This window comes from Bartonella sp. W8151, from assembly GCF_016100385.1.
Lineage (GTDB): Bacteria > Pseudomonadota > Alphaproteobacteria > Rhizobiales > Rhizobiaceae > Bartonella > Bartonella apis.
Genome location: NZ_JACFSO010000004.1, coordinates 325,011 through 345,526, shown reverse-complemented (window position 1 = coordinate 345,526; position 20,516 = coordinate 325,011). Strand labels below are relative to the sequence as shown.

Genomic DNA, 20,516 nt, shown 5'->3' with positions numbered 1-20,516 from the left:
AATTCACGTCCGCAAGGTGATGACGATATTCAAGGCTTCAGAATGCTGACGAGGTGCCCTCTTCCGGATAATTGGTCATAAAAGCCGGTTGATTGATAAACGGGTATTGAAGAAAATTCTAATAAGGCAAGATTTGCGGTGCCTAGAATTAAAGGGCGCGGTAATTCGATCTCAGTAGAATTACAAAGTTTGTTGATGGCGGTGCTTATGGATGGGTTGTGCCCAATGATAAGCAACAGAAGACTTTTTGGGAGTGCGGAAATAATTACCGAAACATAGTCTTTGCCACTGCCATGATATAATAGTTTAACAAATTCGGGTTTTATATTTGAACCGAGATGGAGCGCGCCAAGCGTTTGTCGCGTGCGTAATGCCGGAGAACATAGCAACGTTGAAGGACGGAAATTTTTCTGTATAAGTATTTCTCCAATTTCTTTTGCTTCAAGTAAGCCTTTTTCTGATAAAGGTCGATCGAAATCTTTTACCGTTTTTACGGTAGCTACAGCCTCGCCGTGACGCATAAGAGCGATCAAATTTTGTGGTGAACTCGTCATTTGACAAATAAGAAAAAACAGTAATCGAAATTTCTGGTAAAGAAGATTTTATCTTTCTCATATTTATACTATCATTGAATATGATATAGTATTAATGTTTAGAAAAATTTGTCAAAAAGATATTTTTTGTCTTGTGTTCGATTTTTTTGCACAATATATAGAGCCGCACATACAACATGTGGAGGCTTTGACTATGAGCGAAACACAGAACGCCGAGTATCATCCTACTGAAGATGAGCCTTTCATGAGTGAAAGGCAGAAAGTCTATTTTCGGGCGAAACTAATTGCTTGGAAGAACGACATTTTACGCGAAGCAAGAGAAACGCTCGAAAATCTACAGGAAGAGAATGCCAACCAGCCGGACTTGGCTGATCGCGCATCATCGGAAACGGATAGAGCCATTGAATTGCGTGCCCGCGACCGTCAAAGAAAACTGATTGCAAAAATTGATGCCGCGTTGGAGCGGCTTAATGATGGCACATATGGTTATTGCGAGGAAACGGGCGAGCCGATAAGCATTAAGCGTCTTGATGCGCGTCCGATTGCTACTCTCTCGATCGAGGCGCAGGAGCGCCATGAAAAACGCGAGAAAGTTTATAAAGACGAATAAAATAAGTTTATAAACGGATCACTTGAGCCTGTGTCAAATTGCGAATTGACACAGGCTTTTTTGACAAACTTAAGCTTATCCAATTCGGCTACACGCGTGAAAACAAAATTTTGTACCGCAAAAAATCATCGAAAATTACAGTTTGGATGATATGAAATTGCGTAAAATTGCGCCCACCATGAATGGCAGTATTTTATGCTAAGCTCTTGGTGCTTTAAAGGTCATTTAGTCACGATCAAGTTGGTTCCAAAATTTCCCGCTTTTCCCGGTTAAGGTGATATTTAATAGTCTCGAACGCGGATAATCGTTACCAAATCTTTGTATAAAGGACAGTTGAAAAGTATGGTGCACAGAATTCATGTTTAAATATTTGTAGTTGACGTTACCAAGATCGACGAAAAAAATCACCACGAGTAAATGTGGAGGGCATAGGATTTCCAAGAGCTTTTATCTTCAGCATTCATCTGTGTTAATTGGATCCATCTTCTGTCGACCTTTTCAAATTGCTTGAAAATTCTATCAGGCTTATTCTCGCTGTAGTTAAAGTTGTAATTTTATTATGTACCAGTGAAGCGCGAAGTTCTGCTTAACTTCCATTTTAGATGGAACATTAAATCTGTAATCCAAAACATTGAAAAATGCTGTCTTAAATTCACCACGTTAAAACCAATCAATAAACGATGTTAACTGGCTAGGGGGGAAGTTACGGCTTTATTTTTTCATTTTTTATTGCGTTACTTAGCTCGTTTTCGAACATATGATCGAAGTCATCATCAAGATTGACAGATGTGTCAGTATTTTTTCGAGGCTCGTCGAGGGCAGGTTCACGTCGACCTTCTATTTCAGCGCTGACAGCAGAATCTTTTAACGTCGGTCTAATATCGGGTGAGATATACTGCTTTGGAGCAGGACGTAGTGACATTCGGTCATCTTTCGTAGGGGAAAAATCACCGATTGAAGGTTCTTTTGGAGCCGATAGAGGCGATTGTAAATTAGGGTTTAAAGATACATCCGTAGAGGAATAGTTGTTGAATTCTGGCGTTGTGCGAGCGTTGTCCGGCGCTGGAGCAACGTTAAGTTCGCCAGATGACGGATTGATTTTAACTGTTGAATAATCCGTTGTAGGGCGCCGGTCTGACGAGATAGGTCTGCTGGGTGAAATCGAACCATTGTTAGCCGAGCGTGACGGTTTCGTTAACGTTGGTTCGCGATAGCTCGATGTCGGGCGGGTACCCCGGACTGAATTCATTTCTGCAATAGCGGGATCCTCGTTTCTAGCAGCTGGTTCGCCAATTTTTATATTGGTTTCGATGACTATATCAGTGGGACCACCAATCATCAACAGATGTTCGACATTGTCACGACGCACCAATACCAATCGGCGCGTGCGGTCAACCGCAGCTGCATCGCGCACTGACAAGCGTGGAGTGCGGGATTTTCCGCCTACGACAAATGTACCGTTATTGAATTTTCGTAAAAGCGAAATCGTGATTGCTATTGCCGCAATGACGATAATGAGTACAACAAGACTGGTAATGATATTGGCAGCCGATTGTCCGATCTGGTTTTCTAACCAAGCATGCATACTTTCTCTATCTCCTGTTGGAAGAGCGTAATCTTAACTATTCTATTACCTTCATGTTTGGGTTTTTAACAATTAAAAACGTCAGCATAATGGAATGGATAACTGTTTTTTAACATATGGACTGGGAATTGCATTCGTCGAGTAAAGAGATGTTTATGAAAATTCTACTTCTTTCTATTAAAGCTGTCATGGATAGCCTAATCTAAAGGTAAAATGAACTTAAGAATCAATCTTGATCCAAAGAGGCATTATCAAGCTATGAAAAGGCCGGAACAATCAAACCGTATATGGGCTTTTTCGGGAAGACAAACTGTTTTGATGAGGTTTGTTGTTGCTGTAATTGTGTTGATCGCAATCATTGTCTCGATTATCAGTTTTTTTGTCCATAGTCACCAAATTGATCTTTTTGCCCAAATTGTTTTCTTATTTCTTGCCGTTGTCGGCTTTTCCGTTATGGTCGCGTTTTTGTCCGGCGTGTTCAACGGGGTTGGTAAAAACCAAGGGAAGGAGTGCAGAATTCCTGTCGATAGTCTGGATGATGCAGTACTACTTGCTGATACAGCGGGTCACATTATTACGGCCAATGCAAGTTGCAGGAAACTTTTAGGGTTCGAAAATGCAAAAACGGTTTTTGGACTCTTTTCACTTCTTCAAGACGCTGAACAAGTTATTTATCGCTTGAGCGCGAAAGCTCTCGCGGGGACAGCGGCGCGTGAGGAAACGCATGCCGCCCGATCACTATGGAAAAGCACTTCCGGCAGCAATCAAGCGTGGTACAGTCTGGCTGTTAAGCCCATAAAACTTCATGGCGAGGTCTTTTTTGTATGGAGGCTCGAAGATATCGGTTTTGCCCGTGATATGTACGAGCCGCTTTTCCGTAATCTTCAGGAAGCAATCAATCATCTGGATCAGGCGCCAGCCGGTTTTCTCTCGGTCGATCATAACGGTTCGATCATCTACCTCAATGCAACATTGTCGAATGCATTAAATATTGATTTATCCAAATTCAAAACGGGCGAATTGACATTTGATAGCCTATTCAAAACAAGCGGGCAGGCGCCAAGCTGGGTAGACATAAAGAAGCATATCGACGAGAGCGGCAATAACTACCGGTTTTCGGTGGATTGGCATAATACGCAAGATGACCGCACAACTTTTATTATTTTGGCTGCAAAACAAGCTGGTGATGAAGAAGACGAGTCGATTTATCGTCTGGTACTGGTGCCTGCGTCTTCTCGTTCTGTTTCGGAACCGGGCTCTGACACGACGTTGGACGTTCTTCGCTATTATTTTGAAAATTCACCACTCGCAATTGCAACAATCGATCGCGAGGGAAAATTACTAGCTGCTAACAAGCCTTTTAAACTTTTAATCAATGTAAATCAGGATGATTTAAACAGAAAATCTGTCAGCGAATTCTTTACCGACGCAGGAAAACGGGACATTGATGAAATTCTCCGGAAACTATCAGCAAATAGAGCCGGTAATCTTACGACTGAAGTAAGTCCTTCAACCAATGAAAATCGACATTTCAGACTATTTTTCTTGAAGGTATCCAAAGAAATCGACCAGCCGGAAAATGAAATGGCCATTTTGTCTGTCATTGAAACGACAGCGCAAAAAACGTGGGAAGACAAAATGGCACAAGGTCAGAAGCTTCAGGCTGTTGGCCAGCTTGCCGGAGGCATTGCGCACGATTTTAATAATGTTCTTACAGCAATTATAATGTCTTGTGATCTTCTACTTGCAAGTCATCGTAGCTCCGATCCTGCACATGCCGATCTTATCAATATCAAAAATAATGCCAATCGTGCAGCATCTCTTGTTCAGCAATTATTGGCATTTTCGCGCCGCCAGACATTGCGACCGGAAGTCGTAGACCTTACCGAATTGCTTTCGGATGTCAGAAACCTTTTAATGCCGCTTTTAGGAAGCAATATCCATTTGAAATTCAATCACGGGCGAGATTTATGGGATGTCAAGGTTGATCAGGCGTCGTTCCAACGTGTGCTGATGAATCTTGTGATCAATGCACGTGATGCAATGCCCGATGGTGGCTCTATTACGATTTCCACGGCAAATGTTACTCGCCAACAAATAGCTGATCTTTCTTTTGACGGTCTTGTCACCGGGGATTATGTCGAACTCGATGTCGAGGATACCGGAACCGGAATTCCAAAAGCTGTACAAGAAAAAATGTTCGAGCCATTTTTTACAACCAAGGAAGTCGGGAAAGGTACCGGGCTTGGTCTTTCAATGGTTTATGGGATAGTCAAGCAAACAGGCGGCTATATTTATTGCGAAAGTGAAGAGGGGAAGGGCACCAAATTCCGTATCTTTTTGCCACGTTTCATCGCCGAAGTTGCTCGGAACGATCAGAAAACAGTTGAGCCGGAAAAATTAAAAGCCGAAAAAAATGCGGATCTTTCCGGAACCGCTACAGTATTGCTGGTGGAAGATGAGGCAGCTGTAAGAATGGGCGGCTTACGTGCTTTACAGTCAAGAGGCTATACCGTACTGGAAGCCGAAAATGGTGTTGAAGCACTTGATGTCATTGCCGAGCATAACGGTGCCGTCGATCTTGTTGTCTCCGATGTTGTTATGCCGGAAATGGATGGACCGACTTTATTGGGTGAAATGCGTAAAAAATATCCGGACATCAAATTTGTATTCGTTTCCGGATATGCAAAGGATGCTTTTGCAAAGAATTTGCCGCCGGATGCAGTGTTCGGTTTTCTATCGAAACCGTTCACATTGAAGCAGTTGGCGATGAAAGTGAAAGAAATGCTCTCTGACAAGGATGTCTCTCATTAAAGCGTGTTTTTCGATTTTAATCGAAAACATTGCGTTTAGGTGATTGAAATCCTCGTAATCTAATGCAAGATAAAAGTCGTTAAATTCGGTAAAGAGGGTGAACCATGCGTAAAATTCTGATTTCTACAGTTTCGGCCTTGGCGTTAACTGGTAGTCTCTTCATGTCGTCAGCTTATGCCGATATTATTATCGGCTTTATGGGACCGATTACCGGTCCAGTGGCGGCTTACGGCATTCAGGCTAATAATGGCGTGAAAGTTGCCGTTGACGAGTTGAATAAAAATGGCGGCATCAACGGGGAGAAGCTGGTGCTCAAAGTTTTCGATGACGGTGCCGAGCCAAAGCAGGGGGTATCTGCGGCAAATCAGTTGATAGGCGAGGGAATTCAATATGTGATAGGACCGGTTACATCGAATATATCGTTACCCGTTTCAAATATTTTGGAAGAAAATGACGTATTGATGATAACACCTTCCTCGACGACGCCCGAACTTTCAAGTCGTGGGTTATGGAATGTTTTCCGTACAATAGGACGTGATGATCAGCAGGGTGACTATGCAGCAGATTATTACGTTCAACATTTAAAAGACAAGCGTATTGCGATCATTCATGATCGTGCGACCTATGGTAAAGGTCTTGCAGATGCGTTCAAAGCAGCTTTGAACAAGGGTGGCGTAACGGAAGTCCTTTATGGAAATATCACTCCGGGAGAAAAAGATTATTCGGTTATGGTGAGCCGACTAAAACAAGAAAAAGTCGATTACGTCTATTTTGGTGGCTACCATCCCGAAGCCGGCCTTTTGTTAAAGCAAATGCGTGAGCAAGGGCTTGAAGCGCCGCTTATCGGTGGTGACGGATTTAATACATCCGAATTATGGTCGATTGCAGGGAATGCTGCTGAAGGGACGATGTTTACCAATCCTGTGGATGTCAAGAGCAATCCGGATGCACAAGAAACAATTAACGCATTGAAAGCCCAGAATATTCCGCCGGAAACTTTTGCAATCAATGGTTATGCAGCTATACAGGTTCTGGCTTTCGGTATTGAAAAAGCCGGCTCGTCAACTGATCCAGAAGCCGTGGCAACTGCGATCAAATCCGGCGAACCGATTAAAACAACCTTGGGTGAGATTACTTACGGCGATCGTGGTGACATAACGTCAAAAGTGTTCTCGATGTATAAGTGGCATAATGGCGAGATTGTTTCTGCCGAATAAAAGTGAACGGTAAAAAACAATCTGTTGACATTTGGAAGGCGGCCTTAAACCGCCTTTTTTATGCATCCAATCAATGAGATGCGTATATTTTTGAATCCGTTATGTCGCAATTTAGTTGCTTGCAAGTGCAGTTGACTGGAAAATCCGGTCGAGCATTTGCGCACCATCTTTTTGCATATTTGCCTGCATTTTATTTTCGGTCGCATCAAGCAGAGAAGCAACGGTATTATTACGAATGGCAACAGGATTTCTTTCATACCCGGGGCGCAAGAAGAAATTGGCCGTAGGAACCTTGTTCCGGTATTGTTGAGGCATTGTTACCATGTCGTAGCCATTGCCGTCTCCGGTGAGGTTTAGCATTTCGAGCTCTGCGCCCGAAAGTGGACGGGTGACACCTTTTCTACGTAAAAAAGTTATTGATGTTCTCAATTTGTGAATCTGCAAAAGCGGCCCCACGTCTTTATCCATGGTCATAGCATGCATTCCAAGGCCTGCATCGGTCTTTGCAAGTTCGCTTTGTGCTCCCCAATTGTGAGGTACGGTTCTTGCTTTAGCCGTCATACGGTCTACAACAGCGGCTTTTTCAAGTAGTTTAGTTTTTTCTGACCCTGATGCTATTTGAGCTTTTTGACGCAATTCTTTGGCTATATCGCTGCCATATTCCCACATCAGGCTTACACTCGCAGTGGCAACAAGCTGGTTGTATCCGATGGCAGTCGATGCCGGTCGGGCGTTTGCTTTTCCCTTAGTCATTCCCGACTGGAGATCATGGGTACCATCTCCACCGGTTTCAAATGCATAGATAGATACAAGTTGTTCGCGATTGAGGCCTATTTCACGAGCAGCATTGACATAGGTGCGCATGAATTCACTTTCGTTGGATGGGCGTTCAGGTTGGAAGCCGTACACACGTTTTGAAGCTGCTACAAAATCCTCGACACCCGGTATAGAGCGACGAGAGCCGGTCGAACTACCGGACGAAGGCTTAGCAGGCCCATTATAAAGTGGGGGTTGTGTCAAAACGTAATCTGTCAGTTCCACAGTTTGCCCACGCGCGCGTTTTTCATTACGTAATTTACGCTTTGCGCTGATCTCTTCCCAATAAACGGATGCCTGTTTGTTGTAGGCGTTGTAAGCTGTTCGCCAAGCGTCGTAGTCGCTATTACCAGCCGTTTTTAAAGGGCTTGCCGGCCTGATACTGGAGGTTGTCTCACTTGATGGCTTTGATGAAGACCATTGCAGGGATTGAAGTGAATCCGACATGCATCCGCCTATAAATGCACAGCAGCTGATTAAAAAAATGGTCTTTATTTTTAACACAATAGCTCGATCCTGTGAAAAGCTCCATCAGCTATTATGTGGTTAATTGGTTGACAAGTTGTAAAGAGGTAAAGCACACCTGCCGGAAGTGACGTTCTCTCTTCAATCTTGCTAACTACCCAATCAGGACATCCGAATTCGGCCGGTTTTCTCGTTTGGCGATGATCGTGCGTTTAAAAATCGGTATGGTATAATTGACTTATAGAATTGGAAAGATAACAGGCTGCAACTATTTGTAGTTGCAACTATTATTGATTATTTTCCGAGGGCTTTTATCTTTCGGGATAGAAATGACACTCGATTTTTTCTGATCAGTTTCCAATCTGCCTTGTTGTAAATTCGGGAAGACCTTAAACTATTATATTTCAATATGAAATGATTTGCTGGTCAGCATTTACGCCCTTATGCGGTTTTTCGATGAACGCACGGAGTGTTGCAGGATAAAGCTTGTGTTCGACTTTGAGAACCCGTGCAGCAAGACGGTCGGCTGTGTCATTTTCCAATACAGGAACAGCGGCCTGCCCCAATATAGTTCCCTCATCCATCCCTTCGGTTACCAGATGAACAGTGCAACCGGTTATTTTTACGCCGGCATCAAGAGCACGTTGATGGGTATGTAATCCTCTAAAAAGAGGAAGAAGGGCAGGATGAATGTTGAGTATTCGTCCCTCATAAGGAGCAATGATGCGTTGGGAAATTAACCGCATAAAGCCCGCAAGGCAAACAATGTCCGGTTGGCAAGCATTGATCCGATCAAGAAGTGCGGTCTCGAAGGTTTGCTTATCGGTAAAATTTTTGCGCTCGATAATGTAGGTAGACAGGCCCAATATGCGGGCCTTTTCAATACCTTTTGCATCTTTATTGTCGCTTATGACTGCAACGACTTCTGCCGGAAAGTCATTTGTTCTTGTTGCTTCAACGAGCGACACCATATTTGTACCGCTGCCCGAGATGAGAATGACTACTTTTTTTTTCATAAGTCGAGATGTCCCTTATAGATTACGCCTTTATCTGTCCGGGATGCGATTGACCCGAGTTTCGTAACCTTTTCCCCTTGTTGTTCAAGCGCGGTAGAAATATCGGCAGCGTTTTTTGCCTCGACGACGACAACCATTCCGATACCGCAATTATATGTGCGCAACATTTCATGCTCGGCAATATTGCCTTGTTCTGCAAGCCATGAAAATACCGGCGGTACGTGGATGGAAGAAAGGTTCAACTCTGCGGCAAGAGTTTTGGGCAAAACCCGCGGGATATTTTCCGGAAAACCACCACCTGTGATATGTGCAAGAGCCTTGATACCGCGATATTTTTTTAAAACTGCAAGAAGTGATCGGACGTAAATTCTTGTTGGCGTTAAGAGAGCTTCGCCAAGCGAGACCTTTTTATCAAATGGTGCCGGAGACTTGAGATCAAGACCGCTTTTTTCAACGATCCGCCGGACAAGCGAAAATCCGTTTGAATGAAGTCCTGTGGACGTGAGACCCAATATGACGTCGCCTTCATTTATATTATCGGATGGAAGAAGCGTTCCACGTTCAGCTGCGCCAACAGCAAAGCCGGCCAAATCATAATCGCCGTTTTTATACATACCGGGCATTTCGGCTGTTTCGCCACCTATCAGTGCTGCACCGGCTTGCCTGCATCCTTCGGCAATACCCGAGACAATGGCTGCTCCTTCGTCGGGCTGTAGTTTTCCGGTCGCAAAATAATCGAGGAAGAAAAGTGGTTCGGCACCTTGAACGACGAGATCATTGACGCACATAGCAACAAGATCAATCCCGACAGTATCATGTATGCCGGCATCAATGGCGATTTTCAATTTCGTTCCGACACCATCATTGGCAGCAACCAGCACAGGATCTTTGAAACCTGCGGCCTTGAGGTCAAACAAACCGCCAAAACCTCCGAGTTCGGTATCCGAACCGGCGCGCTGCGTCGTCTTAACAATCGGCTTGATTTTTTCGACCATCAGATTTCCAGCATCAATATTAACACCTGCATCTGCATAAGTCAGGTTGTTTTGAAGGTGATGTGTGTCGCCCATCGGATTTGTCCTTAATTACGCTCTTGAACACGTGTGACCAATGCCACGTTCATGCGTGCCCCGCAAGTTTTATCAGGCGTTTAAAAAAGATATAAACGATTGTTTCTTGACGTTATTATACGAAGCTGCATATCCTTTAAAAACAACAAATTCAGTGGACGTCCATGAGCGATACGGATTTTGATAACCCAACGAAGGGGCAATCGACGAAAAATGTCAAAAGAGGTTTGAGATTCAAACGGGACAAGAAAACCGTTTATATCCCCGCTTATGCCAACATCGCTTTTCGCGGAAATGTTAAAAAGCAAGCTATATTCTGGCTTTTGACACTTCTTTTTTTCGTTATTTTTATGTTTGTTTTCAGTTCGATTCTGCTGCCTTTTGTGGCCGGAATTGTGCTCGCCTATTTTCTTAACCCGATCGTCGAATTGCTTGAAAGGATAGGAATTTCGCGTATGTGGGGGACGGTTCTTATTACGATTGCTATCGTTCTTGTCCTCGTTATTGCCTTAACAATTCTTATTCCTGTTATAACTTCACAATTGCAACAATTTATCCGTGAAGGCTTACCGGTTTATGTCAATCGTATACAGGCTTTCTTTACCAATCACAGTTTCGAATGGATCAAACAATATATCGGGAGCGACGCCTCCGAAATTCAGGCGAATATTCAGACCATGTTGGGGCAAAGTTCGGATCTCATAAAGTCGGTCTTGAATTCCGTATTGGATTCAGGAAAATCACTGGTAAATCTGGTAAGTCTTTTTGTCGTGGCCCCCGTCGTTGCATTTTATATGCTTCTTGACTGGGAACGCATGATCAAGACGATTGATTCGTGGATACCTCGTAACCATTTAGAAACTGTCCGCGGCATTTTTCACGAAATGGATAGGGCCGTCGCGGGATTTATTCGTGGGCAGACATCTGTTTGCCTCGCACTTGGTGTTTACTACGCAGCCGGACTTACAATTTCAGGTTTGAATTTCGGTTTATTGATCGGGCTGTTCGTAGGCTTTATAAGCTTCATCCCATATGCTGGCTCCATGACCGGATTTGTTCTTTCGGTTGGTGTCGCTTGGGTACAATTTTATCCGGAAAATTGGGAACGGATTGTCGTTGTTATGGGTGTATTTTTTGTCGGACAATTCCTAGAAGGTTATGTTTTACAGCCAAAACTGGTCGGTCAATCTGTCGGCCTCCATCCGGTTTGGCTAATGTTCGCACTTTTCGCCTTTGGCTCACTTTTCGGTTTTACCGGCATGCTCATTGCAGTTCCCGCGGCTGCAGCAGTCGGGGTTCTTGTACGGTTTGCTCTCCATACTTATCTTGAGTCGCCGCTTTATTCACCGAGCGGCAGTTCTTCAAGCGACCATGTCGGAGAAAAGGAATGAATAAAAGGTTAGAGCAATTGCCGCTCTCGCTTTCACATCCAACTGATTTTTATTCCGATGATCTGGTTGTAACAAAAAGCAACAAATCCGCTTACGAACTGATAGAACGCTGGCCGAATTGGCCAATGCCTGTCGCATTACTTGTCGGGCCGGATGGGTCTGGTAAAACACATTTTGCAACTGTTTGGGCAGATATTTCAAAAGCACAAAAAATTGAGCCCGACCAGCTTGATCAAGCTATCACCTTTATAGAAAAAGGCATTCCGGTTCTTGTCGAGGATATGGATGGTGTTGATCTCAATGAGGTTGTCTTTTTCCACCTAATCAATTCGGTCAAAGAAAGCCACGTTATAAATCCGAAAACCACATTACTGATAACTGCTCGCAAGGGGCCGTCGAATTGGAATGTAAAGCTTGATGATCTTGCAAGCCGGTTAAGATCCGTAACGTTGGCAACACTTGAACAGCCCGACGACGAATTGCTTAATGCGGTCGCTTTCAAATTGTTTTCCGATCGACAAATAACAGTCGATCCTTCGGTTGTGGAGTTTTTAGTAAGCCGGTCGGAGCGGTCACTTTTTGCGTTGGGAAAAACTGTTGATCAAATCGACCGTTTGGCCTTGCAAAGAAAAAGTAAAATCACCAAAGCTCTTGTGTCGGAAGCTTTGGCAGTTCGCGGCGAATCAAACGCACTCTAGTTTCGCAATGTTTCTAACGGTTTATTGAACCTGTCAAAGCTCTGTCGATCAAATTCGAAATGGCGGGCGACTTTGTGCTGAGGCTTGCTTCATTTGCCCAGCCGATAATGTCTGTTGTTGGTACGACCACCCGATGCCATGAACCCTGATGTTCGTAGGAACGCATTTCTTGACCGGCTTTTACAGTAGCAACAATTTTAGATTGCGAATCAGCATTTGCATAAATTGTTGTGGCATTTTTTGCGTATATGACGTTGGCTGCATTGTTGGCAGCAAAACGGGCTTTCGGAGGTAATGTGGTATCGGGTTTGTAGGGAACCGGTGACGGTGCCATTTTTGGAACGACCAACGCTATCTTTGGTTGCACAGGAACCGACGTGACAGGAGTGGGTATTTTCTGCGCTGGCTGTAGAGCAATGTCATGGGATGAAGCAGAGACGATAGACGGTTTTTGATTGGGAGTAGGGCTTATTGCTTCTCTGGTAGCAGTTTTCTGCTCTCCGGCCGATTTGACTTCATATGTGTTATGGTACCAACCGGCACCACCTAAGAGGGTTAACCCGCCGAGCAAAAAATAGCTCAGTACCGACGAACGTTTTTTTTTCGTCGTGCGTTGCCGATTTTTATTTGGCTTTGTCCGTTTCACCGCCATAATCAGTCCTTTCACTTGGCAAATTTTGGCACGAAATTGTTTTTGAAAAGTTATCGGCTAAAAAAATTGCAGGATAAACCGCAAAAAATACGATTTGAGCTTGCACTTCACCGTGGAAAAATTTAGGGAATGAGCGTCGAACGTGACAATGTCGGAGCGTAGCGCAGCTTGGTAGCGCACCTGATTTGGGATCAGGGGGTCGTAGGTTCGAATCCTATCGCTCCGACCATAACTTGATTTGACAAAAAGATGATGCGACAAAGTGGTCGTAACAGTTTATAATTTGGCCACAGCATGATCCGAAGGGAAAAAATCATGGTAGCACGAATTTTCAGTCCGGCTAAAACAGCCATGCAATCCGGAAAAGCGAATACCGGCTTTTGGGTTCTCCAATATGAACCTAATGAAGCTAAAATGATTGATCCGCTTATGGGGTATACATCATCGGCCGATATGAAAAGCCAAATCAGGTTGACGTTTGACACGCAAGAGGAAGCAATTTCGTACGCAACAAAAAACGGAATCGCTTACCGATTGGAAGAGCCACATGCTGTCACGCGCAAGCGGGTTGCATATTCCGATAATTTCCGGAGTGATCGTCAGGTTCCTTGGACACATTGAGGCTATTCATTTTCTCAAATATTTTTTTGGTCCCGTAGCTCAGCTGGATAGAGCAACGGCCTTCTAAGCCGTGGGTCACAGGTTCGAATCCTGTCGGGATCGCCATAACTTTTTCTGGAAAATTGGTGGTATCTAATAACTTTGTCTTATCAGAGCGTTAGACTGTTATTGTGACAAACCGGAAATTTGCAATTTTTCACCGTAATAAAACTGAATTGTAGCGATGAAAGTCCGGCAAATTCCCGTGAACTTCTCTTTGGAATAATAATTTCAGGCTGTCCGTTGTCTAAAATCGTTGCCATAAAAACTAATTTTTCGTTTTAAGCGTGAAATTAACTCGCGACACCGTGACAAGGTGTCAGTGTAAAATCGATATTTCTCCAGATGTGGTGTTCCGGCATGAGCCAGAAAAAAGTTGGTAATATTTGCTGCTAAAAAGAGCGTTTCGATGTCCTTTTGGAAGTTCGCCTGATTATTGTCGTTCAATTGTTTGACGTGTGCCTTTTGAATGTTAATCTCGTTTTAAAATGATTTTTGACGCAAGCTTTTCGTGACGAATAGCTTTCAATTCTACCTTCAAAACAGCGGTGACATTAAAAGTTGATTGGATTTTTCACTCTTGAAAAGTGACCAACTTTTTTAATTAAAACTCAATCTTCCCCCGAAGTTCGAGGACAAGGCCTTTTCGCATATGTCGAACTCTTCAATTTAATGGGGCAGCAAAAAACGTTGAGCAAAGCTGATTCTTGGAATTCTGTCCAACGCAAGAATACTTCAGACTGTTACGAATATATTCGGTGGCTACGAATCATGGGCGCGGTGAAAAGTTATTTTTCTTCCTGTCAGAACAACCGATTGCTGAAACGCTAAAGCTCGGACCACAGGATAACGTGCTTTCAAAAGCACGTGTAATTTCGGCGAGGACTACCGGAAGACGTTAGAAATCACTAACCTAATGGTCAATGACCAAAGTGGTTGGCAATTATCTCGAATTTTATACTCACAGGAGAAGTGGTACGCCCAAGGGGATTTGAACCCCTGTTTCCGCCGTGAAAGGGCGGCGTCCTAACCACTAGACGATGGGCGCGTGTCGGTGAGACGGCTTATAGAGAGGATATTTTTTAATCGCAAGCCCTGTTTGCAATTTTTTTTAATTTTTTGCTGAACAACTCCAATTCCAATCACGTTTTGGTCCTACATCGACGTGAATTGATTGATGGCAATATGTTCCAACACCACCGCGATTAGGTAAAGCGCGGACAAATTTTGCAACATCCCATTTGTTTGTGTCGGGAACCTGTATATCTGCGGCAGCACAGGACATGTGCATCGATCGCTTTGCGCCGTTGACCTTCTGATTATAGGCGGGGCTACGATATCCCGAAGTGATAATAACCGGCTTATTAAATCGACGTTCAATCGTTTTCAAAATAGCGACAAGCTGGGGTCTCAGGCACGATACTTCGACGTCTTTACGTGCCACTTTTAGTCCATTCGGAAGCGAACGACCATACATACTGACCGATGCAAGGGTATAAAGCGAGGGCGAATCAATTTCATTCGCATCAATATCGGTATCGTCATAAAGACTCGTACGATGTTTGATAACAATTCCGCCATTCGGACGCACACCCGGTAGAACATCGTTATATTCGTGCGGATCTTTTTTCGGTAAAGGCACAAGCGCGGTTTTTGTCTCGTTGTCGACGGGCTTGTTTCCCTTCTTATCATCCGAATGTCCGAATAGACGCATCAATCCGCCCTTTTTCTGGCTTGTTGCGTCGTGTTCCGGTGCCGGAGCAGGGGGTTCGGTAGTAGCTTGACTGTTTTTGTCACTCGTCGGTTTTGGAGGGGTAGCTATCGTATTCTGTAGCGGAGCAACAGTCGAAGTGGCCGAAGAGGGTGTGCTATTATCTGTCGATACTGTTTGCGCCGGCGCAATATCATTGCTGCGAGGCGCATTTACCGGCTGAGCCAATTGTTCTTTTTTCCGTCCGAAAGAAAACAGAGCCGTTTTTTTCGGCTTTTGTTCTTCTGTTGTGGTTGCTTGCGGAGCTTCTGGGGATTGGGCATTCGCTTCAGATTGGGATGCTGCCTGAAATGCTACCTGTTTATTGCCAGATGCAGACAACTGTTGCGCATTCGATTGCTGTTTTTCCTGTAAAGGCAAAGGCGTTGGCAATGGCACTTTGTTTGGCCGGTCACCGGAATGTGCCGACGGAAGGGGGATGTTTGAAGTCTGCCGGTTTGGATTGATAGAATTTGGATCGGTGGAATTGGCGCCGCCTCCACCCACGTTTTCTGGCAGTGGATTGCCGTCCGGAGCCTGCATTTCGGCGCTATTTGTCGGCTTCTCCAATGTTCCGAGGCCACCATTACTGGACGTACATGCCGTAAATGCGACTATTAATGATAGCAACACGCCTGAACGAAATAAATGACTGCCAACAAGCCGATGCTGTTTTTTCGTCTTACGGAAAATGTGGCTACAAGTTAACAATCGGCAACCTCTTGTTGTGCCCCAATGCTTAATGCACTTCAGCGTAATAGTTAAAATTAAACTCGAAGCATCGTATGGCAATCGAATGCGTCTAATTTATTTTAAAGATGAAAAATGTTTATCAAGTTTCGATTCACAATTGTAATATATGACACTTTAACCACACAATTACGACAAAACAACAAATTGGCATGAATGTCATCCAACATCTCTTGACGTTGGCTTTGTGAATATCTCATGATAAAGAGTACTTTTATTATAGCGATGGGAATATAGAAATAAGATGAAGATGCCGTTCAAAAAGACGCCAGGTATTGTTCTAACGATGGTTGCGGTCGTTTTAATGGGCTGCGCCCGTGGAGCCGAATTTACCGCGCCGGAACAGGCGGGAGCATCTCACGAGGAAGTTTATCCCCGTTTTTCCAATAAACCCAGAGCGGCTACTGTACAGTTTTCCGAAGCTGAAAAACAATCTCTGACCAACAAACTTGATTCAGAGGCTACGGCTTTGAAAAAAGTGCCTGGTCCTTCTGCCAACAGCGCGTCCAAATTGGCCAAAGCCAAGGATGATGCCCGTCGCGAAGCGGAAGAAACCGTCCGCCAAATTGAACAGAGCGGCAAACAGGATTAATCACAGAAATGTCGCTTGTCTTCAAACTTCAACTTTAACATTAACTTTTAGAACCGGATTATAAAATGTCGGAAGAATTCCATAAAATTCGTCGTTTGCCGCCCTATGTATTTGAACAGGTTAATCGCCTGAAGGCAGCGGCGCGAGCGAAGGGAGCCGATATTATTGATCTCGGGATGGGAAATCCAGATCTGCCCACGCCCCAAAACATTGTCGATAAACTTTGTGAAGTCGTTCAGGATCCAAGAACCCACCGTTATTCGGCTTCGCGCGGAATACCCGGGCTAAGACGTGCGCAGGCAAAATATTACGAACGCCGTTTCGGCGTGAAACTCAATCCTGATACGCAGGTGATTGCCACGTTGGGGTCAAAAGAGGGCTTCGCTAACATGGCACAGGCAATCACTGCTCCCGGTGATGTTGTTTTATGCCCGAATCCCACTTATCCGATCCATTCTTTCGGGTTTATCATGTCGGGCGGGGTTATTCGCTCTATGCCTGCGTATCCGGGAGAGGAATTGTTGCAGGCTCTTGACCGCGCTGTCAAACATTCAATACCGAAGCCGATTGCAGTTATATTGAATTACCCTTCGAATCCTACTGCCTATGTTGCGGATCTCGACTTTTATAAGGAAGTCGTCGATTTTGCTAAAAAGAATGACATTATCCTGCTGTCTGACCTCGCTTATGCGGAAATTTATTTTGGTGATAAAGAGCCACCGTCAGTTTTGCAGGTTCCGGGTGCGATTGACGTTGCTGTCGAATTTACTTCAATGTCAAAAACATTTTCTATGCCGGGTTGGCGTATGGGGTTCGCCGTTGGTAACGAGCGGCTTATTGCCGCTTTGACGCGCGTCAAATCATATCTTGATTATGGTGCATTTACTCCAATTCAGGTTGCTGCCGCTTATGCCTTGAATGGCGATGGTTCCGATATTGCCTATGTGCGCTCGGTCTATAAAAAGCGTCGCGATGTTATGGTAGAAAGTTTCCATCGTGCCGGTTGGGATATACCTTCTCCAGAAGCCACAATGTTTGCGTGGGCGCCCATTCCGGAACAGTATAGGCATCTTGGTTCTCTCGCTTTCTCGAAGCTGCTTATCGAGAAAGCTGATGTCGCGGTTTCGCCCGGTATCGGTTTTGGTGAACAGGGTGATGATCACGTACGTATTGCCCTTGTTGAAAATGAACATCGTTTGAGACAAGCTGCACGCAACATCAAACGGTTTTTCTCGGAAGAAAAAAACAAGGCAGCCTGATCAATGGTAAATGCGCTGAGAATCGGCATAGTCGGACTGGGGACAGTCGGAAGTTCTGTTGTCCGGGTATTGAAAGAAAAAAGGGATTTGCTGACTAAGCAATGCGGCAGACCTATTGATGTCGTTTGTGTCAGTGCACGAGACAAGACACGCGAGCGAGGCATCGACCTTCAAGGTATAGAATGGGTCGATGACCCGTTGGTGCTTGCTGCCAGTAAAGAAATTGATGTTTTTGTCGAGCTTATTGGTGGAGAAGAGGGGATAGCACGTTTTTGTGTCGAGGAGGCGCTTAAGCATGGTCATCATGTTGTTACAGCAAATAAAGCTCTTCTGGCGCGCCATGGTGTAGCTCTTGCCAAAATTGCCGAAAAAAAGGGTGTTCTATTAAATTTCGAAGCGGCTGTGGCCGGCGGCATTCCTGTCATCAAGGCAATGCGTGAGTCGTTGTCGGGAAACAGCGTTTCGAGAGTTTACGGAATTCTGAACGGTACGTGTAACTACATTCTGACTCGTATGCTTTCGGAAGGCATTTCTTTTGAGGAGTGTCTTAAGGAAGCACAGAAACTGGGCTATGCAGAGGCAGACCCAACATTTGACATTGAAGGATATGACACGGCCCATAAACTTGCGCTTCTTACAAGTCTTGCATTCGGATGTGTGATATCAGTTGATGATATCTACGTAGAAGGAATCAGCAACATTTCGCTTGCGGATATTCATGCAGCGGATGAACTTGGCTACCGGATAAAATTATTGGGAGTTGCTGTAAAAACCGATACCGGTATTGAACAGCGTGTTCACCCGACTATGGTTCCAACATCGACGGTTATTGCGCAGGTTCAAGGTGTCACAAATGCGGTTTCCATCCAGACCGATCTTCTGGGAGAATTGTTGCTTTCGGGACCAGGTGCTGGTGGTAATGCGACCGCTTCGGCAGTCATCGGTGATATAGCCGATATTGCAAAATCGCACCCCGGTTTTCAACATGGTCCGGTTTTCGGGACGCCTGCGCAGGCTCTTTCGCCGTATAAAAGAGCGCGTATGCGAGCTCATGCAGGCGGATATTTTATTCGTTTGACTGTTGATGATAAAATTGGAGTTTTTGCAAGCGTTGCCAAACGAATGGCTGAAAATTCGATCTCTCTTGAATCGATTGTTCAGCGCCCATTAGCGGAAAATATCCAGCCAAATACCAAAAATATTGTCCTTGTTACTCACGAAACGACGGAATCGTCTGTGAGAAAAGCGTTGATGTCGATTATGGAGGATGGACATCTCGTGGATAAACCGCAAATGATCCGGATTGAACGTCCAAATTGAAAATAAGTTTTTCAAAATTGATGGATACTCTATCACTTATGTTTCAATAATAATTCACGAATTGATCGTGTTCCCTCTTGCAGTGCGCAGAAGTCTTTGCCAAAAGCTTTAGTATAACGTTGTAAACAACGTCGGTTTTTCTTCAACAATTATCCGATGGGATCAATCATATGTCGAACTCGGCTGACCATACATTACATGGACTCAATCGTATTTTAACACTTGAGCTCGTTCGCGTAACCGAGCGTGCGGCAGTCGCCGCAGCACGGATAAGGGGACGTGGAGATGAAAAGGCAGCTGACCAAGCGGCCGTTGATGCAATGCGCAAGGAATTGAATCGTCTGCCCATTGACGGCACGGTTGTGATTGGTGAAGGTGAACGCGACGAAGCTCCGATGCTGTATATCGGTGAAAAAGTAGGTACCAAAGAGGGACCGGCGGTCGATATTGCACTTGATCCATTGGAGGGCACCACCATTTGTGCCAAAAATTTACCGAATTCGTTGGCTGTTATAGCTATGGCAGAAAAAGGTAATTTGCTTTATGCACCGGACGTTTATATGGAAAAACTTGCAATCGGGCCCGGTTATCCAAACGGTGTTGTCGATATAGATGCCAGTCCTGTAGACAATATCAACGCGCTTGCCAAAGCAAAGGGCGTAAAACCGAATATGATTACTGTCTGCATCATGGACAGACCACGCCATGCCAAGCTTATCGAGGCAGTTCGTACGACCGGTGCGTCGATACGGTTGATAGGTGATGGAGATGTTGCCGGTATTATTCACACGACAGACCCGGATGAAACCGGTATTGATATTTATATGGGAATTGGTGGCGCTCCGGAGGGTGTTCTCGCCGCAGCTGCACTTCGTTGCATCGGTGGGCAGATGCAGGGTCGTTTACAGTTGAACACAAAAGAAAAAATCGAACGTGCAGCCAAAATGGGCGTCAAGGATCCGAACAAAGTTTACACTATGGAAGAAATGGCAAAGGGCGACGTACTTTTTGCTGCGACCGGTGTCACGGATGGCAATCTGCTTTCGGGTGTGAAATTCGCGAAAAATTATATCCAGACAGACACAATTGTCATGCGTTCACACAGCGGAACAATTCGCAATATTATTGCTCGCCATCAAGATATGACAAAATTCAACTGAATTGAGTGGGCAAAGCAGCTGTACTGCTAATATAAAACCCGACATTATTCGGAAGGCGCGTTTTCTCTCATGAAACACGCCTTTTTTCATATGGATTATCTGGACTAAGCGAATAGTCCCGCTCTTTGTCATTTTTT

General features: G+C 44.6%; 17 protein-coding genes and 3 tRNA genes. 12 read left to right on the top strand and 8 right to left on the bottom strand.

Going from position 1 to position 20,516, the window contains the following annotated elements; all coding sequences use genetic code 11:
- Positions 1–29: 29 nt before the first annotated feature.
- Complete coding sequence (locus H3V14_RS09400; RefSeq protein ID WP_198228174.1) at positions 30–554, bottom strand: histidine phosphatase family protein; 525 nt, start codon at positions 552–554, stop codon at positions 30–32.
- Positions 555–747: 193 nt separating this feature from the next.
- Between H3V14_RS09400 and dksA the strand changes: the two genes are divergently transcribed.
- Positions 748–1,164, top strand: coding sequence for an RNA polymerase-binding protein DksA (dksA, locus tag H3V14_RS09395; protein ID WP_075870874.1), 417 nt, complete (start codon positions 748–750; stop codon positions 1,162–1,164).
- A gap of 703 nt (positions 1,165–1,867) precedes the next feature.
- On the opposite strand, the gene H3V14_RS09390 is transcribed toward dksA, so the two are convergent.
- Entirely contained in the window at positions 1,868–2,749 is an 882-nt protein-coding gene (locus H3V14_RS09390; protein WP_198228172.1) for a flagellar biosynthetic protein FliO, read from the bottom strand.
- Between the two features lie 258 nt (positions 2,750–3,007).
- Between H3V14_RS09390 and H3V14_RS09385 the strand changes: the two genes are divergently transcribed.
- Together H3V14_RS09385 and H3V14_RS09380 are read left to right on the top strand one after the other, a co-directional pair.
- Positions 3,008–5,563 (top strand): PAS domain-containing sensor histidine kinase, encoded by a 2,556-nt coding sequence (locus H3V14_RS09385; protein WP_198228170.1) that lies wholly within the window; start codon positions 3,008–3,010, stop codon positions 5,561–5,563.
- Between the two features lie 113 nt (positions 5,564–5,676).
- Positions 5,677–6,780, top strand: coding sequence for a branched-chain amino acid ABC transporter substrate-binding protein (locus H3V14_RS09380; protein ID WP_371809466.1), 1,104 nt, complete (start codon positions 5,677–5,679; stop codon positions 6,778–6,780).
- A gap of 111 nt (positions 6,781–6,891) precedes the next feature.
- Here the strand turns inward: H3V14_RS09380 and H3V14_RS09375 are convergent, their stop codons facing one another.
- The 3 genes from H3V14_RS09375 to purM form a co-directional block, all read right to left on the bottom strand.
- Entirely contained in the window at positions 6,892–8,043 is a 1,152-nt protein-coding gene (locus H3V14_RS09375) for a hypothetical protein (RefSeq protein ID WP_210326572.1), read from the bottom strand.
- Positions 8,044–8,465: 422 nt separating this feature from the next.
- The gene (gene purN / locus H3V14_RS09370) at positions 8,466–9,077 is read right to left on the bottom strand and encodes a phosphoribosylglycinamide formyltransferase (protein ID WP_198228164.1); all 612 of its coding nucleotides are present in this window, start codon (positions 9,075–9,077) and stop codon (positions 8,466–8,468) included.
- A complete protein-coding gene (purM, locus tag H3V14_RS09365) occupies positions 9,074–10,147 on the bottom strand; it encodes a phosphoribosylformylglycinamidine cyclo-ligase (protein WP_198212631.1) in 1,074 nt (357 codons plus the stop codon). Before purM ends, purN begins: the two co-directional genes overlap by 4 nt.
- A gap of 164 nt (positions 10,148–10,311) precedes the next feature.
- Between purM and H3V14_RS09360 the strand changes: the two genes are divergently transcribed.
- Together H3V14_RS09360 and H3V14_RS09355 are read left to right on the top strand one after the other, a co-directional pair.
- On the top strand, positions 10,312–11,538 hold the full coding sequence (locus H3V14_RS09360) for an AI-2E family transporter (RefSeq protein WP_198228162.1): 1,227 nt from the start codon (positions 10,312–10,314) through the stop codon (positions 11,536–11,538).
- Positions 11,535–12,236, top strand: coding sequence for a hypothetical protein (locus tag H3V14_RS09355; RefSeq protein WP_198228159.1), 702 nt, complete (start codon positions 11,535–11,537; stop codon positions 12,234–12,236). The genes H3V14_RS09360 and H3V14_RS09355 overlap by 4 nt, the downstream gene beginning before the upstream one ends.
- Positions 12,237–12,249: 13 nt before the next feature.
- On the opposite strand, the gene H3V14_RS09350 is transcribed toward H3V14_RS09355, so the two are convergent.
- Positions 12,250–12,888: an SH3 domain-containing protein gene (locus tag H3V14_RS09350; protein WP_198228157.1), complete on the bottom strand. Its 639-nt coding sequence runs from the start codon at positions 12,886–12,888 to the stop codon at positions 12,250–12,252.
- A gap of 152 nt (positions 12,889–13,040) precedes the next feature.
- On the opposite strand from H3V14_RS09350, the gene H3V14_RS09345 reads away from it, so the two are divergent.
- The 3 genes from H3V14_RS09345 (at position 13,041) to H3V14_RS09335 (ending at position 13,614) form a co-directional block, all read left to right on the top strand.
- Positions 13,041–13,117, top strand: a tRNA-Pro gene (locus H3V14_RS09345).
- A gap of 86 nt (positions 13,118–13,203) precedes the next feature.
- Complete coding sequence (locus H3V14_RS09340; protein ID WP_075870876.1) at positions 13,204–13,509, top strand: ETC complex I subunit; 306 nt, start codon at positions 13,204–13,206, stop codon at positions 13,507–13,509.
- 28 nt (positions 13,510–13,537) lie between these two features.
- Positions 13,538–13,614, top strand: a tRNA-Arg gene (locus tag H3V14_RS09335).
- A gap of 907 nt (positions 13,615–14,521) precedes the next feature.
- Here H3V14_RS09335 and H3V14_RS09330 read toward each other — a convergent pair.
- Positions 14,522–14,596, bottom strand: a tRNA-Glu gene (locus H3V14_RS09330).
- A 63-nt stretch (positions 14,597–14,659) separates the two neighbouring features.
- Positions 14,660–15,928, bottom strand: coding sequence for a D-Ala-D-Ala carboxypeptidase family metallohydrolase (locus H3V14_RS09325; protein ID WP_246785134.1), 1,269 nt, complete (start codon positions 15,926–15,928; stop codon positions 14,660–14,662).
- A gap of 364 nt (positions 15,929–16,292) precedes the next feature.
- On the opposite strand from H3V14_RS09325, the gene H3V14_RS09320 reads away from it, so the two are divergent.
- The 4 genes from H3V14_RS09320 to glpX all read left to right on the top strand — a co-directional run bounded on the left by H3V14_RS09320 (position 16,293) and on the right by glpX (position 20,379).
- Positions 16,293–16,640 carry a hypothetical protein gene (locus H3V14_RS09320; RefSeq protein ID WP_075870613.1) on the top strand — a complete coding sequence of 116 codons (348 nt, stop codon included), beginning with the start codon at positions 16,293–16,295 and terminating at the stop codon, positions 16,638–16,640.
- Positions 16,641–16,705: 65 nt separating this feature from the next.
- Positions 16,706–17,899, top strand: a complete 1,194-nt coding sequence (locus H3V14_RS09315; protein WP_075870614.1) for an LL-diaminopimelate aminotransferase — start codon at positions 16,706–16,708, stop codon at positions 17,897–17,899.
- Positions 17,900–17,902: 3 nt separating this feature from the next.
- Complete coding sequence (locus tag H3V14_RS09310; RefSeq protein ID WP_075914488.1) at positions 17,903–19,219, top strand: homoserine dehydrogenase; 1,317 nt, start codon at positions 17,903–17,905, stop codon at positions 19,217–19,219.
- Positions 19,220–19,389: 170 nt separating this feature from the next.
- Positions 19,390–20,379: a class II fructose-bisphosphatase gene (glpX, locus tag H3V14_RS09305; protein ID WP_198223004.1), complete on the top strand. Its 990-nt coding sequence runs from the start codon at positions 19,390–19,392 to the stop codon at positions 20,377–20,379.
- Positions 20,380–20,516 lie beyond the last annotated feature (137 nt).